We start from the raw sequence: 17,267 nt of genomic DNA, 5'->3' as shown, positions 1-17,267 counted from the left end.
CTTATGCAATTTAATATCAGTGATATTATAAAAATATTACCACATTCTTATCCGTTTCTCTTAGTAGATAGAGTTATAGAGTGTGATCCTGGTAAAAGTATAAAAGCAATCAAAAATGTGACTTTCAATGAGCCATTTTTTATTGGCCACTTCCCTGGTCATCCAATAATGCCAGGAGTCTTGATAATTGAATCTCTAGCTCAGGCATCTGCTATATGTGTTCTAGGTAAAGAAACAATAGAAAATAAAGTTGTTTACTTGAGATCCATTGAAAATGCAAAATTCAGAAAGCTAGTTACTCCAGGGGACACATTGATTCTTCAAGCTAACATTCAAAGTGTGTGTTTAGGTGTACACAAATTTAGGTGTATTGCATCTGTTAGCGAAGAAAAAGTTGCAGAAGCAACAATCTCAGCAGTATTGCAAAATAAATAAAATCTTCATCTGTAAGAAACAGCATGTACACTGTATAGTATAGCAATGAAGCTGAATTTCAACATCTCATTTTCTAATCTATATACTCGCAATGGATTAATAAAATTAGATGAGACATTTTTGAATTATATCAAATCATGTGATGAGAGCTTGTTTTGTTCATTAATTGAAGCAAGAGAAAAAGCAGCTTCTTCTTCGATGTCATCCCAGTGTCACCTCCCATCATCCCAGTGTCACCCCCCGTCATCCCAGTGCTTGACACTGGGATCTAGAAAACAAGAAGGACGGTCAGCTACTTGGATGACAGATAGTCAGTTAATAGTAGACCTCTCATATTTACTTGATGAATTTATTGCAAAACTTTTCAATGTTGAAAAAGAAATAGAGGAGCTAAAGAAAAAGCACAATGACTTTGCTGTAATATATAAGTGCAAAAGATTATTTGTCCAACGCTATGCATTGAAGAAATACACTAATGTGGCGAATATAGATATTACTAACAAACTAAGTCATTTTCTCACTTTGCCAACAACAGAAAAAAATTTTGCTGAGCAGGTGATGCATTGGTTTGAAGATAAAGAAAATCACAAAGAAGAAATAGAACTTGCAGCACAATATGCAGTGTGGAGAGTAAAAAATAAACAGAGTATATTATTCAGTATTCATAAAAAAATCAACCACGAAAACCTCATACCATTTTCTAAAAAAGAAGTGGACAAAGTTGAAGTGCTGTATTCAAATGAAGTAAAAAGACGATACGGTTTTGATCTAACAAGCAAAAAGGTGAGTTTGAATAAAGCACTAGATAATGCTCACTACTGCATATTCTGTCATAAGCAAAATAAGGATAGCTGCTCAAAGGGGCTAATTAATGATGACAATACTTTCAAAAAGTCTCCACTTAGAGTTGAACTGCACGGCTGCCCACTAGAGCAGAAAATATCAGAAATGAATCTGGTGAAAAGCGAAGGGTACAGCATAGCAAGTCTTGCAATTGTGATGATAGATAACCCATTATGCGCGGCTACTGGACACAAAATATGCAATGACTGCATGAATTCGTGCATATATCAAAAACAAGAACCCGTAAATGTGCCAGCAATTGAAACAAGGATTCTGGATGATGTGCTCAGTTTACCGTACGGATTTGAAATATATTCTCTGCTCAGCCGTTGGAATCCTTTAAATTTTCAGTGTCCATTGCCAAGAGGAAACACTGGAAAAAACGTTCTAGTTGTAGGCCTTGGTCCTGCTGGTTTTAATTTAGCTCATCATTTGTTGAATGATGGGCATAACGTTATTGCCATTGATGGACTAAAAATTGAGCCTTTGATCGATAATTTCCAGCTAATTAAAGATTTCAAACACGAAAAATTGAGTGAACGCATGGCAGGAGGGTTTGGTGGGGTGGCAGAATATGGTATTACTTCTCGGTGGGATAAGAATTACTTAAAGATTATTAGATTACTGCTGGAAAGACGTGAGAATTTCGTACTTTATGGAGGCATTCGTTTTGGTGGCACGATTAATGTTGATGATGCTTTCAACTTGGGTTTTGATCACATTGCCCTAGCACTTGGCTCTGGCAAGCCACGAATGATCAAAATAAAGAATATACTAGCTCGAGGAGTGCGTATGGCATCTGACTTTCTTATGTCGTTACAACTGACTGGCGCTCTTAAATTCGATTCTATAGCAAATCTGCAAGTTCGCATGCCGATAGTTGTCATAGGTGCGGGGCTTACTGCGATTGACACTGCCACTGAAGCTTTAGCGTATTATCCAATTCAAGTAAAAAAATTTCTTCTTCGTTATGAGATATTAGTTGATAAGTATGGAAAGGACTGTGTTGAAAAAGATTGGACAGAAGAAGAACGCGAAATTGCGAATGAGTTTATATCGCATGCAAAGTTGATCCAAGCAGAGCAAGAATTAGCAAAAAAAGAGAATAGAGAAGCAAAAATATTGGAATTAATGCAGAGCCTCAGGGGAGTGAAAGTTGTATATAGAAAAGAGCTGAAAGACTCGCCAAGTTATCGATTAAATAGCGAAGAGGTACAAAACGCATTATCAGAAGGGATTTACTTTATTGAAAACTTAGAGCCAGTTGAAGTTGTGACGGATAAATATAACCATGCTGAATCAATAAAACTAATAGACACAAAATCCGGCGAAATCAAACGTATAAAAGCACGTTCTATTTTTATAGCAGCAGGTACTGAGCCAAATACGGTTATTGCAACAGAAGATGAAAAGCATTTTAAATTAAGTAATGGGTATTTTACTCAATTGAATTCATTGGGAAAAGAAATAGATCCAATATTTTCTCCAAAAATGCAAAATAAAGATAGAATATTAGTGTATAAGCAAGGCAATAAAACAATCAGCTTTTTTGGTGATCTTCACCCTTCGTATAGTGGCAGCGTCGTGAAAGCTATGGCAAGTGCTAAGAACGGCTACCCTATTATTTCTCAGCTTTTGAGTGGAGTTAATAGCTTCGTTTCTGTCATTCCAGTGTGTGATGTTGTGGGCCAGAAAAAAAATGCGTGGTCAAGCATTGAAGATCTGGCTAATAAAGAATTCTTCAATAGAATCAAAGAGCAATTCACTGCAAAAGTCATAAAAGTTCAATATTTAACAGATAAAGTGATAGAAATAGTGATTAAAGCACCACTTGCGGCAAAGAATTTTAAGCCTGGGCAATTCTTTAGATTGCAAAATTTTGAAACCAATGGCAGAAAAGCCAATAATACAAACCTTGCTATGGAAGGTATAGCCGTAACCGGCACTGAAGTAGACAAAAAAAAAGGAATTATTTCCACTATTGTGCTGGAAATCGGCGGCTCCACTAATTTATGCAGACACTTAAGAGAAGGCGAGCAAATAATTCTTATGGGCCCAACTGGCAGACCTACTGAGGTTTACTAAGTCTCAATATTAAAGTGATGCCAAATTTTATTTCAAAAAGTAAATAATTTACTAACGCTCGTGCACAAATTAAAAATAAATTATGCACGAGTGTAGCGTTATGAATTAGGAGTGCTATATTAAAGCTTACCTCACTATTAAAGCTATCGGTCAGATTAGATTAAAAACCTAATCTGACCGGTTTCTCTATAACCCTCTAAACTCTGATATAATTATATGATAATTAGTTTAATTAGTGGTTAATATGCAAATTGATTTTATTTACATATTGAGATAGCATAAACCATATTGGTTTAAATTATTGTGCAACTTTATAAATCGTCACTGTTACTTCTACTGACTGTATTAATAGTTATAGTCCTAAAGTTACCCGAAAATTTGAGCATTGCAGTAAATTGGTCTCTCCCAATTCTAGATTTTGATTTATCTTTTCGTATCATACTAATATCTTTTTTATCGGTTGCATTTTTAATTGTTCTATCAGCAAAAAATTTAAGCTTTTCAGAAATGCTATCTTTTGCTGCTTACACTATCAGTTCACTCAGTGCAATATTATCTAAGCAGATAATATTGGTTACAATATTCTGTGAATTAATGACCGTCAGTGCATTTTTTATTATCGCAGCTAGCTGTAGAGATAGTGGACCTGCAATAAGGTACGCTTGTGTACACTTTTTCGTTGGAGTTATATTAATAGCAGGATTGGCACTTCAAAGCACTAACCTGATAATTTTGGGTTTATTGATAAACTGCGCTTGTTTTCCTTTTTCGTTTTGGGTTGTTGATGCATATCCTGCTGCATCGCTATATGGCACTACATATCTCTCTTTATTTACCACTAAAGTCTCTTTTTTAGTGATGCTTTTACACACTTATAACCTATGGCAAAATTGTGCTGAAATGTTAGCACTTGTAGGCACCATCACTGCAATTTACAGCATTATATTTGCTTCTCTCGAGCAAAATATTCGTAGATTTTTATGCTATAACGTTGTAGGACAAATGGGCTTGCTGATTATTGCAGGAGGTTTACTCAGCCCTTCGGAAAAAGCAATACCAATTTTGATACTGCATATAATCTTCTCTCTTGTTTATCAATCATTATTGTTTGTGGTCAGCAATTCGATTATTTCACGAACAAAAACAATTAGTTTTAATGGAGTAGGCAAACTGATGTCAGTGGAAGGCATGTGTGCTATAATCGCAATACTTACAATGGCTGCATTTCCTGGAACCGCTGGATTTATTAGCAAATCATATATTACAGCCGAGATTGAAGCAAGTGGTGCTAATTTAGAAGTGTATAAAAACTTATACAAGACTCTAAATTTGCTGCTTTATTTAAGCGTGGGGCTCAAGTTTCTTTATTATTTATTTATTGCGAAAAGTAAGTCAAAACCTTTAGCAGAGGGGGGAGGAAAAATGACTATGATTATTTTAGCATTTATGTGCGTTATTGCTGGCAATCCTTACTTACCTATTTACAATAAGCCTTCAATTTTTAATCTTGCGTACAACACAAAAAATATTTTGTCGCAATTTAATTTATTACTATGTACCACTTTATTGTTTATTCCTTTACGCAAGTTATTTTACCCGAGAGTAAATTTTAAAATGGATGTTGATTGGATTTTTAGAGCTTTCATACCCTATATTATCTTGCTGTTCAATCAATTGGTCTTTAAAGTGAGAGAAATGTCTGCCAACGTACTGCAAAACTTGACTAATTCACTTACTAGTTTATACTTTGATAATATTACTAAACTTAAGGAAGTGCTGAGTTATAACTCAGTGAGTTTTGTTTCAGCTTCTTCTCTCTTTTTAATGAGTATTCTACTAATGCTATTATGTTTAAGTCGTTAACCGAAAGTTTAAATTCTGTATTTAGTAAACTAAGAGGAAAGTCAATCATTTCTGAAGATGATTTTAATCTTGCCATGCGTGAAATACGTATAGCTTTAATTGAAGCTGACGTTTCACTTGAAGTTGCAAAAAAATTCATCAATGACATTAAAGATAAAGTGATTGGGGAAAAAGTCATAAAAAGCGTTTCTCCAGCACAAATGATAATCAAAATTGTGCAGGATAATTTAGTTGCAGTTCTCGGATCAGAGAAAAGTGACTTAAATCTAGCAGTTAAACCCCCTGCTGTGATTATGATGGTGGGCTTACAAGGTGCAGGTAAAACAACCACCTCAGGAAAGCTTGCTTTAAAGCTAAAAAAGCAAAAGAAAAAAGTGATGCTTGCCTCTTTAGACATTTATAGGCCGGCTGCCCAGAAACAACTTGAGGTGCTGGGTAAACAAATAGACGTACAAACTTTATCTATAGTAATAAATGAGGAGCCTATTACAATTACAAAAAGGGCACTGGCAGCAGCAAAGAACGATAATTATGATGTATTAATACTAGACACTGCAGGCAGGCTTCATATTGACAATAATATGATGAATGAGTTGAAAGCCGTAAAGGAAATAGCTTCACCTGCAGAAGTTATTTTAGTAGCCGACGCAATGATAGGCCAGGATGCGGTCAACATTGCCAAATCATTCAATGAGGTAATAGGTGTAACCGGCATTATTCTTACCCGTGTTGATGGTGATGCACGTGGTGGTGCTGCTCTTTCTATGAAAATGATCGCCGATTGTCCAATTAAATTTATTGCTTGTGGTGAAAAATTAAGTGACCTCGATGATTTTTATCCAGATAGAATTGCAAAAAGAATACTTAGCATGGGTGATGTTGTCTCATTGGTTGAAAAAGCTGCTGAGATTGTTGGTCAGGAAGAAATTGATAAGTTACAAAAGAAAGTGAAAAAAGGTAAATTCGACCTAAACGACCTAGTGGGAATGTTAAAAACTCTGAGTAAAATGGATGGCATTAGCAACATAATGAAATTCATTCCTAGTTCATTTACAAAAAAGCTAAGTAGCAGTGTGCCAGATGACAATAAAGTGAAAAAATATATAGCCATCATAAACTCAATGACCGAAAAAGAAAGGCAAAATCCAGATATTTTAAATGGCAAAAGAAGACTTAGAATTTCTAAGGGGTCCGGAACAACTGTAACTGACATTAATCTTCTAATTAAGCAGTATAATCAAATGAGCTCTATGGTAAATAAGTTCAGTAAAGTTGACCATAGTAAACTCAAAGAATCTGATTTGATGGATATGCTAAGCAGAAAGTAAGTCAGCAGGTAGTGGAATGAGACAAATCATCAGTAAACCTTTAGCTATATCAAAAGCGGCTTAGGTCTCGCAAAAAAATTTACAGCTTCTTGCTAGCCAAGAAATTTATTATTAATTTTAAGAAATACTATAGCTGACCCAAGCAACACGTCATACCGCCGCGGTATCTCTAGATTCCGCTAACACGTAGCTGGATGACGAGGCTTACCTTATCGGATTGTTTCAACACGTCATACCGCGATTCATTCGCGGTATCTCAGCCGCTAACAAGCAGCGGGATGACGGTAGCTATAAATGTTTAAGAAATTTACCAAATGAAAAAAAAGGCAAAAGAAGCCCTAGGGTTATTATCTGCTTTAAAATATTGGCGTTTTTTATGTTTTAAACGCTTGACAAGCAAGATTTAGCTGCTTTTAATTGCAACTAACCTACGCTGCAAATGTTTAAGAAATTTACTAAGCAGAAAAAAAGACAAAGAATCCCCGAGTTAGCTAGTCTTTTACTATCTCTGTCGAGTATTGGCATTTTTTGATGTCTTGTAACGCTTTATAAGCGCGTTCAGCTTATTTAGATAAAAATCTAGATGTAGATGAAGTTTTGTAAAGACATACAGTATCTATATACTGCAAAAAATTGAACATAAGACGCCGATACATTAAGTAATCCTTACCTTTTAATCTGCAGATTGGCGAAAGCAAATACAATAGCTTCAGTTTCATGATAAGGGGGCTGGCGGAGTTTGTCAAGTAAGTTTTTTCGTTTCTATTGTAATGACAGTTATGGCCTGTGCAAGAAATCTATTGATTTACAGCAGGTTCTTTGTTACAGTTCGTAGTTATGCAAAGAAACTTAAAGCCTCATGAGTTTATTTACAGCCAGTGGTTTACATAATTTGGAGCTGTATAGCTGAGTATTGTATATGATAATATTAATAACAAACGATGATGGTTTTGGAAGTGAAGGAATAAAATTACTCAAAGAGATTGCACGGAATTTTGCGTCAGAAATATGGATAGTGGCACCAGATACTGATAGAAGCGGGGCTGCAAGATCTCTTGATTATCCAGTGAAACAATCTATTGGAATAAACCAACATAGTGAAAGGGAATTTAGTGTGTCTGGTACTCCTGCAGATTGTGTCATTATTGCGCTAAATAAAGTTATGAATAAAAAACCAGACTTAATATTGTCCGGAGTAAATATTGGATCAAATGTCGGGGACGATATTTGTTATTCAGGAACAATTGGTGCTGTAATGGAAGGTGCTGCAAGGTCTATACCTTCTATTGCGCTAAGCCAAGTTTATCATGATAAAATAGACTGGCACAATACAAAGGTTTTTGCACCAAAGGTTATTGCCAAGCTAGTTAAGGTTGGTTGGCCTAAAAACATAGTGATGAGTGTAAATTTTCCTGCTACGGAAAAAGTAAAAGGAGTAGAATTTGCTGAACAAGGTGAATATAACATTGATGGGGATTTAACTTTTACTGAAAATTCGAATGGCTCTTTTAGCTTAAATTGGTCTCGAGAGCACTCAGGCAGTGGTAGTATAAATAAAATAAAAGAAGGATTTATTACTATTACACCGGTAAAATTAGATTTTACAGATTATGATACTTTGAATACTATGAAAAATTCTTGTGCAGACGAATTTTCTTCTATAGCTGACTGAGAAAAACATTTGCATTGCTCCTAATAGATATTTTCTATTGTGTTATCGCGAGCAATTATTTTTTCTTCACCTGTATCCATGTTTTTAATCTTTAAAGTTTTACTACTCAATTCTTCATCGCCAAAGATTAAAGCAGCTTTAGCATTTGCTTGATTTGCTTTTTTCATTCGGGTTCTGAGCGTTCCGCTATATTCATAGATTACATATAAACCATTTCTGCGCAATTCATTCGCAAGTGTTAGGGTATATTCTTCAACCTCTCTACCGATTGGAATTAGGTAAATAGGTCGCTCTTCTTTCGGAGAATAATTGATTAACTCCATTATGCGTTCAATACCCCCTGCAAATCCTATCGCTGGAGTGTGTTTTCCACCCACTGAAGATACTAGATTATCGTATCTTCCACCGGCAAAAACTGCCCCTTGTGCACCTAAATCCTCTGTAACAAATTCAAACACTGTGTGGCAATAATAATCCAAACCTCGAACTAGTTTATTGTTTACGGTATAAGGTATATCAAGAATTGTTAATCCATTTAGTATTTGTTCAAAGAAATCTGAGGACTCTTTCGTATAATAATTGCTGATTTTAGGCGCATCAGAAATTATTGATTTATCTTTCTCATCCTTGGAATCCAGTATTCTGAGTGGATTTTTGATCAACCTATTTTTGCTATCTTCTGATAGATCATTTTGATACTTTGTAAAGTATAAGATCAAAGCTTCTCTATACTTAGTTATTGTCTCACCATCACCTAAAGAGTTGATTTCCAGCTTTACATTTTTATTGATGCCAAATTCAGTTAGTAAATGCTGAGCGAGTGATATCAATTCAATATCAGCTTTTGGATCTTCTATGCCAAAAACCTCAAAATTTATCTGATGAAATTGCCTTTGTCTTCCCTTTTGCGGTCTTTCGTAACGAAATGCAGGCCCTGTTGAAAATAATTTTATCGGCGTTTGCAGTTTTTTTTCAATTAATAGCCTGACAATCGCTGCAGTGAACTCAGGACGTAAAGTTATGCTCTTTCCCCCTTTATCATTGAAGCTATACATCTCTTTAGTGATGATATCTGAGCTATCACCTAAAGTTTTTGTAAAAACCTCCGTGTACTCAAATATTGGAGTTTGGGCGGGCAAAAAGCCGTATAGACTTGAGATTCTATTTGCTGTTTGCTGAATGTATTTAAACTTATACCACTCATCAAATAGAAGGTCTTTCGTTCCTCTAACTGTTTGATTAGTCATAGTGTGGTCTCTATACCTGCAACCTCTGGTATGTGGTAGCTCAGCATATTCTGCACTCCTTGCTTTAAAGTAATTGCAGCACTTGGGCATCCAGAGCAAGCTCCTTGTAATTCAACATAAACTATTCCATCTTTATAGCCACGAAATTTGATATCGCCACCATCTTGAGCAACTGCAGGTTTGATATAACTTTCCATCAATTCTTTTATTCTATTTACAATTTCTATATCACTTTCATCAAAAAATTCCTCATTTGGTATGTTATTATCATTCACTCCTTCTTTATTTAGCGCTTTTCCACCTGAAGTAAAGTGATCCATGATTGTAGTTAAAATTTCTACTTTTAGTGTATCCCAATTAATTCCACCCAATTTTGTTACTGAAATAAAATCATGACCAAAAAACACTCTTACCACATGTTCTATTTGAAAAAGATTTGCTGCTAACTTGGAGTTTTTTATTTCATCTGCATTTGAAAAATCAGCCGTTTCTCCTTCGTTTAGAATTGCAAATCCAGGGAGAAATTTCAGTGTATTTGGATTTGGTGTTTCTTCAATCTGGATGAACATGTTATTTACCATGACGATTATAATTGTTACTATTTAATCATAAAATGATAAAAAAATATACATGTCATTCATCTTTTTTCTTTTTTTAGTATTCATAGTAATTATATTTATTTTGCCTAGCGTTGTTGTATTTTTTCTTTTCCTGACAAAAAAAAATAACATAAGTTTCATGATGAACTCTATATTGAGTAAGTTTTTGAACGAATTTAATAGCAGTAGAAGTTATACTGAAAATTACACTGGTGACAACATATCCAAAGATGAAGCATTAAAGATACTGGGGCTGAATCCTGAAGCAAGTCAAAATGAAATCAATAAAGCATATCAAAATTTAATGAAATTAGTTCACCCAGATAAGGGAGGCTCGGAATATTTTGCACAAAAATTAAACGCAGCACGTGATAGGTTGCTGAAAAAATGATCTTAAAAAAAGTTTTCGTTTAACAAATTTCTTCCTTTGCTTTTTCTAAATACTCCAATATTGCTTCATGTAGCGCAGTCCATGTTATCTGTTCTTCCAGGGAAGGTATAAATTCTTGTCTCCAAGCATTCTTAAACTCCTGAAACCACTGTTTTTCAAAACCCTGAAATTCTAAAGAAATATCTACTTTAAAGCTATCAATTAAACTGGAAACTTCTGCAGCTTTAGAGCTATCTAGTGATTTTAAAGATAACACTCCACTCTTTAAAATGTCTAACTCTTCCAATACATTAAGCTTAAATGGTTCACAGAGTGAAGACCATATGCGATATCTTAAATAAGAATCATAGTATAACTTAATTTTGTACATTAAAGTGGTAGATGCATCAGGAGAAATGTTATTCTCATATTGTGCAAGAGAAGATAATAAATTCTCATAATCTACTTTGCTTAAACATGGTTGTAGAGTCGATTTAATTTTTTCACTAAAGGTTAGATAACTAGAAGAAATGCCATGACTATATTCACTAAAGAATTCAGGAAATATATCTGCTTGTTCTAGTTTAAGAGGTAGATCTTTTCTAATTTCTCTTGGTAAATTATGTATTGAAAACTGATAAATAACCCATACAAAATTCTCATCAAACTCATCTGAGTAATCAGCATTATTATCAGGAAAAATTACATTACCTTTCTTATCATTCCAAGGTTCTATCTTATAGAAAAATCTGTTCAGCCTTTGTTTTAATTTCAAAATACCTTCATTTCTATCACCTGCTTTATACAATGTTTTGCCCATTTTGTGTTTAGCATCTTTAGGGTTTATTCTGTCACTTATGTGCAATCCAATTTCATTTTTCTCTAATAACTCCCAATCAAACAATTTGTGTGGATCTGGTTTACGCATTGTATAGCCAAGCTCTGGATCATACACTATAGTTCCTATTTCAGAATGACTAAATATCATATCCCTTTTAATTTTAAAACGCTCCATAAGGTATAAAATCAGCTCTTTAACGGACCTCATTTGCTCTTCCGGAAAAGGCTCAAGTCCTGTGTTTACAATTTCAATACCTACAGAATAGTTGTTAAGCTTCCGTAGCTCTTCAAGCTTGCTATTTATCTTAACTCTTGCATAACTAATACCAGCATGCCATGCTTCTTTCTCTAATGGAACCATTAAGGTAACGCTGCCGTCCCTATCGACAATAAAATGAACTGACAATCCTCTAGCATTCAGCGTATCTTTTGTACCTTTTAATGTTGATGTTTCAGTATGGTGAACTATAACCATTAACACTTTTTCACCGGCTCTATCACCATAATTTAAAGCTGAAGTTGGATCTAAAAATAACAAATCCTGATCTTTCAATAATGGTAATTTTTCTTGTAAATCTTGGAAATCATTCTCGATACTGCTTGAACTGGATACTTGCCCAGATATGAGAAATGCTGAGACAGTAATCAGTAAAACTAATAAATATTTGTTAACTTTAGATAGTTGGATTTTCATACCATCTTTATAAACACTTTGTAGATAATTTTTCATTCTATAGTTAGAATAGGGTTGTTGAATAAATTTACAAGACAAAATCATACTAGTCTGGTAGTAGTAACATGTTCAGAGATGGAGCATTTAAAGTGCTAGGAATAGATTCTGGAGCGAACCAAAATGAAATCAATAAAGCATATCAAAATTTAATGAAATTAGTTCACCCAGATAAAGGAGGCTCGGAATATTTTGCACAAAAATTAAACGCAGCACGTGACAGGTTGCTGAAGAGGTAATTAATATTGCTTTAAAGTTTTTATTTGTGCGTAAAGGATAAGTTGCTACAATAAAAAAATAAGATAAAAGTAGCAATGGACATGTGTTCAGAAAGGTTTAAGTTATGCAGGAAGATAACAAAAAAGAAACAATAAAAGAAGAAAAAGGCATATTAGGATGGATAGAATATAGATTGCCTATATTTTCTTTTCTAAGACACACTGCTTCTTACCAAGTGCCAAAAAACTTAAATTATGCTTGGAACTTTGGCTCTTTGGCTGGTATAGCGCTGATTTTACAAATAATAACAGGTATATTTCTTGCTATGCACTACACTCCGCATGTTGATTATGCGTTTAATAGTGTAGAGCGCATAATGCGAGATGTGAATTACGGGTGGTTAATACGCTACACTCACGCTGTTGGAGCATCGCTCTTCTTTATGGTAGTCTATGTTCATATAATGCGTGGATTATATTACGGATCTTATAAAAGACCGAGAGAGATGGTGTGGTTTATTGGAATATTTATATTTTTTGCAATGATGGCAACTGCCTTTATGGGATATGTATTGCCTTGGGGACAAATGAGTTTCTGGGGTGCAACAGTTATAACCAACTTATTTTCTGCTATACCTTTAATTGGCAATAAAATAGTTATATGGTTATGGGGTGGTTTTTCAGTGGATAACCCAACACTTAACCGTTTTTTCGCTCTGCATTATCTTCTGCCTTTTGTTATTATTGCTTTAGCTATGCTTCATGTGATAGCTCTGCATAGGTTTGGCTCTGGTAACCCAAGTGGAGTGGAGGTAAAATCAGATAAGGATACCATCCCTCTTTATCCTTATTATATAGTCAAGGATTGCATAACTTTTGGTCTGTTTTTTGTAGTTTTGTTCGCATTTGTTTTCTATGCTCCCAATTATCTTGGGCATCCAGACAATTATATAGAAGCTGATTCTATGGTCACTCCGGTACATATAGTGCCAGAGTGGTATTTTTTACCTTTTTATGCAATGCTACGTTCAATTCCAGATAAACTTACTGGTGTGCTTACCATGTTTGCGTCTATTTTAGTGTGGTTTTTGTTACCTTGGCTTGATAAATCAAAAGTTAAAAGTGGTGCTTATCGCCCGGTGTTTAAGAAATTTTTTTGGGTTTTTGCAATAAATTTTGTACTTCTTGCCTGGCTTGGAGGACAAGAGGTAAAAGAGCCTTACATCACTATGAGTAGGCTATCTACTCTTTATTACTTTGCATACTTTGTGATAGTTTTACCACTGCTTAGTAAGTATGAAAAGCCAAAAGAACCACCAAAAACCTTAAGTGATTCTGTGCCGGAGATGAGGTGATGTCAATTCAAAGCAGATCTCTTACAAAATTCTCTGTCATCCCAGAGCTCTCTTCTGTCATCCCAGAGCCCTCTTTTGTCATCCCAGTACTTGACACTGGGATCCAGAAAAAAAATAAATGGATTCCAGCATCATGTACACAATTGTATGAACGTTGTATACAACACACAGTGTCATTCCACTATCTTCCGTTGTCATCCCAGTGCTTGACACTGGGATCCAGATATAAAAATACTTACAAATCATGCAATGGACAACAGATTCTAGGAGTGCATGATAACCATAATGTCAGTGATGAAATAAGCTGGATTCCAGTGTCAGCTACTTGCATGACATCAATTCGAAATTTACTAAAACAGTGGTTATGCATGGGATCTAATGTATTTGCAATCTTCTGCATGTTACTTCTATCTAGTCTTATATCTGCAGAAGAATTTAAATCATCACCAAATAAGAAAATAGACTGGAAATTTGATGGAATTGTCGGATCTTTCGATAGAGAGTCAATTCAGCGTGGCTATAAAGTGTATAAAGAAGTCTGTGCTGCTTGTCATTCAATGAATAGGGTAGCATTTCGTAATTTGCAAGATGTCGGTTTTTCTGAAGAAGATGTAAAACAAATAGCAGCTTCTTATCAAGTTAAAGATGGTCCGAATGATTTGGGTGAAATGTTTGACAGACCTGGAGTACCTTCGGATTATTTTATTGCGCCTTTTGATACAAAAGAAGCAGCTGCAGCAAGCAACAATGGTGCAGTCCCACCAGACTTATCATTAATTATTAAAGCAAGGCATGATGGTGCAAATTATGTCTATTCATTGTTAACAGGCTATCAAAACGGCGAACACGATGAAAATGATTTATATTTTAATTCGTATTTTCCAACAGGCAGATTAGCTATGGCGCCACCACTTTCTGAAGGAATGGTGGAATATGATGGTGCAAGGCAAGCCACAGTTGAAAATATGGCGTATGATGTGATAAATTTTTTACAATGGGCAGCAGAGCCAGAATTAGAGCGCCGGCATAAACTTGGATTAAAAGTAGTGGCGTATTTTATAATTTTAACAGTGTTTTTTGTATTAACTAACAACAAAGTTTGGAGCAAGCTCTATAAAAAGAAGTGATAGTCAATTTTGCCTCAAGCACAATGGTTGTCATCCAAGTAGCTAACACTGGTTCCTTTATGACGGTGTCATTCGAGTAGCTGACACTGGGATGGCTTTGTCGCATCGTACCTTATACGGTAATAATTTACGATAAATTCATGTAGCCATTTCGAATTTAGCCATACCAATGTCAGTAAATTTATTAAGCAAATAGCACTTAATGAGCAGTTCTTTTTCACGATTTATAGCTCTTTTCATAGAAGTCCGGATGTGATAAGGATAGATAATGATAAGGAGGTTGAATGCCAGCAGCATATAGTTATGATTTAAGAAAAAAAGCAATGGAGGCGCTAGACGAAGGAGAAAGCAGAGAAGCAGTGGCAGCAAGATTTAAGATTGGACGAACTACTTTATGGGAGTGGCAGCACTGTAGGCTTGACCATAAATTATGTTAAGATAGAAAATGACTATTTTAGATAGAGCTTGATGTAATGCAGTGCGATACAAAATAACGGTAGAATATAATGGTAGTAATTTCTCTGGTTGGCAAAAACAGCAACACTCTGCTAACTCAATCCAGGAGAAGATAGAAAATGCTATATTTAATTTTAGTGGTGAGAAAATTGCCTTGTACTGTGGTGGCAGGACTGATGCAGGGGTTCATGCTTTAGGACAAGTTGCTCATTTTGATATGGAAAAGGAATTTGAGCTTTATAGAATAAGAAATGCAATAAATTATCATTTAAAATCAATTCCTATAGTCGTGCTCAATGTAGAAGTTGTAGATGATGCGTTTCACGCACGGTTTTCAGCAAAAAAAAGATATTACGAATACAGAATAGTTAATCGCTATGCTCCTGCCGCTCTGGAGACAGGTTATGTATGGCAAGTGTTTAGTCCACTTGATGTAAATATTATGCGTGAAGCTGCTAAACATCTACTTGGAAAACATGACCTTTCAAGTTTCCGTTCAAAAGATTGTCACGCCGCAAATCCGATAAGAACAATTGATGATATCGATATAGTACAAAACGGGAATCATATACACATCAAAATATCTGCTATTTCCTTTTTACATAACCAAGTGAGGATTATTGCGGGTACTTTAGTTGAATTTGGAAAAAATAGAACCAATCCGCAAGAAATGCTACATATATTAAGCCAATGCAAAAGAAGTGCTGCTGGGGTTACCGCGCCGCCTTTTGGCTTGTATTTGGTAAAGATAGATTACTAATTTAATAAAAAGTAACGTTCTTAGTGAAATAAGTGCCATACCGCCGCAGTATCTCCAGATCTCGCTAACAAGCAGCGAGATGACGAGTTTAAGTTCTCATTGGCATCACTACATATAATACACTTGAATCATCTTCATCAGTGATAATTGTAGCACTATTACCATCGGCTAAGCTAAACTTACATTTATTTTTTATGCAAGATAGAACATCAAGCAAATAACGCGAGTTGAACCCTATTTCTATAGGGGCTTCATTGTAGTCCACTTCTATGGATTCAGTTGCATCACTGCACTCTTGGGAGTTTGAATGCAGAGTTAGCAGCTTTTCTTGTAGTGAGAATTTAATAGATTTTACTTTATCAGATACAACAACGGAAACTCGATCTATAACATCTGAAAGTTTTTTACTTTCAATAATCATATGCTTATCTTGAGATGCTGGAATAACTGCTTTATAATTTGGAAAAGTTCCATCTATTAATTTTGATATTAGAATATATTCACCGCATGTAAACTTGATTTTTCTGTCTGAGAGTTTTACATTAATTTCATTACAATCGTCCAATATTTTTAACAGCTCCATAACAGTTTTACGTGGAATGATCACACCAAATTCGCCATTGATGTTCCCAGGCTTTGGCCTCTTTATACATGATAAACGATGGCCATCAGTTGCAACGCAGTACAGAAACTGCTCATCTGTATGTAGATATATTCCATTTAAATTATACCTTGTATCATCTAGTGATACAGCAAATTTTGTTTTAGTTAATAAGTCTATCAGGTCCGTATTTAGTAGAATAAAATCATGTTTATAATTGTCTTCTTCAAGAGCAGGAAAGCTGCTTGAAACTACATTCGGTAAAGAAAAGTTTGCATTTCCGCAAGACATCAATAATTTTCCTTGGTTGTTTACTTCAAAATTGACATCCAAATCAGCGGGTAACTTCTTCACTATGTCATGTAAAGTATGCGCTGAAATTTTTACTTCTCCTTCTGTTAATACGGTTGCAGCAAGTGAGGCAAACATTGAAATGTCAAGATCAGTTGCCATTAATTTTATGCTGCCGTGTTGTGCTTTGATATTTATACACGCCAAAACATCTATTGCATTACGCCTTTCAACCACTCCACTTACTCTGGATAATGTATTTAAAAGACTTGTGCGGCTCACGCTAAAACGCATCTGCTCGCACACAGAATTTTGCTTTTTGATTTCTGTATCTACACCTGCAACCTCTGACATTGCTAACTCTCAAAAATATATTTTAAATGATATCCACATCCCATATAAAGTAAAGTGCTATTTATATTTCCATTGAAAGAGTAGTCTAGTTTA

Annotated in this window: 14 protein-coding genes and 2 pseudogenes; 11 read left to right on the top strand and 5 right to left on the bottom strand. The window is 35.0% G+C overall.

The features are described from left to right. Positions 1-3: 3 nt before the first annotated feature. The 5 genes from fabZ (at position 4) to surE (ending at position 8,226) form a co-directional block, all read left to right on the top strand. Positions 4-435, top strand: coding sequence for a 3-hydroxyacyl-ACP dehydratase FabZ (gene fabZ, locus OOK89_RS00260; protein WP_065094742.1), 432 nt, complete (start codon positions 4-6; stop codon positions 433-435). Between the two features lie 45 nt (positions 436-480). Continuing rightward, positions 481-3,363, top strand: a complete 2,883-nt coding sequence (locus OOK89_RS00255; RefSeq protein WP_264719026.1) for an FAD-dependent oxidoreductase — start codon at positions 481-483, stop codon at positions 3,361-3,363. A gap of 303 nt (positions 3,364-3,666) precedes the next feature. After that, a complete protein-coding gene (locus OOK89_RS00250) occupies positions 3,667-5,226 on the top strand; it encodes a proton-conducting transporter transmembrane domain-containing protein (RefSeq protein ID WP_264719025.1) in 1,560 nt (519 codons plus the stop codon). Continuing rightward, positions 5,211-6,554: a signal recognition particle protein gene (gene ffh / locus OOK89_RS00245; RefSeq protein WP_264719024.1), complete on the top strand. Its 1,344-nt coding sequence runs from the start codon at positions 5,211-5,213 to the stop codon at positions 6,552-6,554. Before OOK89_RS00250 ends, ffh begins: the two co-directional genes overlap by 16 nt. 919 nt (positions 6,555-7,473) lie before the next feature. Further along, complete coding sequence (surE, locus tag OOK89_RS00240) at positions 7,474-8,226, top strand: 5'/3'-nucleotidase SurE (RefSeq protein ID WP_264719022.1); 753 nt, start codon at positions 7,474-7,476, stop codon at positions 8,224-8,226. A gap of 20 nt (positions 8,227-8,246) precedes the next feature. On the opposite strand, the gene hisS is transcribed toward surE, so the two are convergent. Both hisS and OOK89_RS00230 read right to left on the bottom strand, forming a co-directional pair. Continuing rightward, positions 8,247-9,473 carry a histidine--tRNA ligase gene (gene hisS, locus OOK89_RS00235; protein ID WP_264719021.1) on the bottom strand — a complete coding sequence of 409 codons (1,227 nt, stop codon included), beginning with the start codon at positions 9,471-9,473 and terminating at the stop codon, positions 8,247-8,249. Further along, the gene (locus tag OOK89_RS00230) at positions 9,470-10,042 is read right to left on the bottom strand and encodes a NifU family protein (protein ID WP_264719293.1); all 573 of its coding nucleotides are present in this window, start codon (positions 10,040-10,042) and stop codon (positions 9,470-9,472) included. The genes hisS and OOK89_RS00230 overlap by 4 nt, the downstream gene beginning before the upstream one ends. A gap of 169 nt (positions 10,043-10,211) precedes the next feature. Between OOK89_RS00230 and OOK89_RS00225 the strand changes: the two genes are divergently transcribed. Continuing rightward, entirely contained in the window at positions 10,212-10,463 is a 252-nt protein-coding gene (locus tag OOK89_RS00225) for a J domain-containing protein (RefSeq protein ID WP_264719019.1), read from the top strand. A gap of 19 nt (positions 10,464-10,482) precedes the next feature. On the opposite strand, the gene OOK89_RS00220 is transcribed toward OOK89_RS00225, so the two are convergent. Then, the gene (locus OOK89_RS00220) at positions 10,483-12,012 is read right to left on the bottom strand and encodes an N-acetylmuramoyl-L-alanine amidase (protein ID WP_264719018.1); all 1,530 of its coding nucleotides are present in this window, start codon (positions 12,010-12,012) and stop codon (positions 10,483-10,485) included. A gap of 68 nt (positions 12,013-12,080) precedes the next feature. On the opposite strand from OOK89_RS00220, the gene OOK89_RS00215 reads away from it, so the two are divergent. The 3 genes from OOK89_RS00215 to OOK89_RS00205 all read left to right on the top strand — a co-directional run bounded on the left by OOK89_RS00215 (position 12,081) and on the right by OOK89_RS00205 (position 14,712). Beyond that, on the top strand, positions 12,081-12,251 hold the full coding sequence (locus OOK89_RS00215; protein ID WP_010082675.1) for a J domain-containing protein: 171 nt from the start codon (positions 12,081-12,083) through the stop codon (positions 12,249-12,251). 104 nt (positions 12,252-12,355) lie between these two features. Then, a complete protein-coding gene (locus tag OOK89_RS00210) occupies positions 12,356-13,585 on the top strand; it encodes a cytochrome b (protein ID WP_006280242.1) in 1,230 nt (409 codons plus the stop codon). Positions 13,586-13,953: 368 nt separating this feature from the next. Next, entirely contained in the window at positions 13,954-14,712 is a 759-nt protein-coding gene (locus OOK89_RS00205; protein WP_264719292.1) for a cytochrome c1, read from the top strand. Between the two features lie 138 nt (positions 14,713-14,850). Here OOK89_RS00205 and OOK89_RS06550 read toward each other — a convergent pair. Continuing rightward, a pseudogene (locus tag OOK89_RS06550) lies at positions 14,851-14,949 on the bottom strand (IS5 family transposase); the annotation flags it as partial. A 47-nt stretch (positions 14,950-14,996) separates the two neighbouring features. On the opposite strand from OOK89_RS06550, the pseudogene OOK89_RS00200 reads away from it, so the two are divergent. Further along, positions 14,997-15,119 (top strand): annotated as a pseudogene (locus OOK89_RS00200) (IS630 transposase-related protein); the annotation flags it as partial. Positions 15,120-15,190: 71 nt separating this feature from the next. Beyond that, positions 15,191-15,928, top strand: coding sequence for a tRNA pseudouridine(38-40) synthase TruA (gene truA, locus OOK89_RS00195; RefSeq protein WP_264719016.1), 738 nt, complete (start codon positions 15,191-15,193; stop codon positions 15,926-15,928). An 88-nt stretch (positions 15,929-16,016) separates the two neighbouring features. Here truA and dnaN read toward each other — a convergent pair whose 3' ends face one another. After that, a complete protein-coding gene (gene dnaN / locus OOK89_RS00190) occupies positions 16,017-17,174 on the bottom strand; it encodes a DNA polymerase III subunit beta (protein WP_264719014.1) in 1,158 nt (385 codons plus the stop codon). Positions 17,175-17,267: the final 93 nt, after the last annotated feature.

It is taken from the genome of Wolbachia endosymbiont (group A) of Lasioglossum morio (assembly GCF_947250585.1).
In the GTDB taxonomy this organism is placed as follows: Bacteria; Pseudomonadota; Alphaproteobacteria; order Rickettsiales; family Anaplasmataceae; genus Wolbachia; species Wolbachia pipientis.
The sequence above is the reverse complement of the archived record's forward strand: the minus strand, read 5'-3'. Positions and strand labels throughout refer to the sequence as shown.

Bases quoted from the DNA above. Each gene is read 5' to 3' on its own strand.
- fabZ (WP_065094742.1), top strand. From the start codon at position 4: ATGCAATTTAATATCAGTGATATTATAAAAATATTACCACATTCTTAT.
- OOK89_RS00255 (WP_264719026.1), top strand. From the start codon at position 481: ATGAAGCTGAATTTCAACATCTCATTTTCTAATCTATATACTCGCAAT.
- ffh (WP_264719024.1), top strand. From the start codon at position 5,211: ATGTTTAAGTCGTTAACCGAAAGTTTAAATTCTGTATTTAGTAAACTA.
- surE (WP_264719022.1), top strand. From the start codon at position 7,474: ATGATAATATTAATAACAAACGATGATGGTTTTGGAAGTGAAGGAATA.
- hisS (WP_264719021.1), bottom strand. From the start codon at position 9,473: ATGACTAATCAAACAGTTAGAGGAACGAAAGACCTTCTATTTGATGAG.
- OOK89_RS00230 (WP_264719293.1), bottom strand. From the start codon at position 10,042: ATGTTCATCCAGATTGAAGAAACACCAAATCCAAATACACTGAAATTT.
- OOK89_RS00225 (WP_264719019.1), top strand. From the start codon at position 10,212: ATGATGAACTCTATATTGAGTAAGTTTTTGAACGAATTTAATAGCAGT.
- OOK89_RS00220 (WP_264719018.1), bottom strand. From the start codon at position 12,012: ATGAAAAATTATCTACAAAGTGTTTATAAAGATGGTATGAAAATCCAA.
- OOK89_RS00215 (WP_010082675.1), top strand. From the start codon at position 12,081: ATGTTCAGAGATGGAGCATTTAAAGTGCTAGGAATAGATTCTGGAGCG.
- OOK89_RS00210 (WP_006280242.1), top strand. From the start codon at position 12,356: ATGCAGGAAGATAACAAAAAAGAAACAATAAAAGAAGAAAAAGGCATA.
- OOK89_RS00205 (WP_264719292.1), top strand. From the start codon at position 13,954: ATGGGATCTAATGTATTTGCAATCTTCTGCATGTTACTTCTATCTAGT.
- dnaN (WP_264719014.1), bottom strand. From the start codon at position 17,174: ATGTCAGAGGTTGCAGGTGTAGATACAGAAATCAAAAAGCAAAATTCT.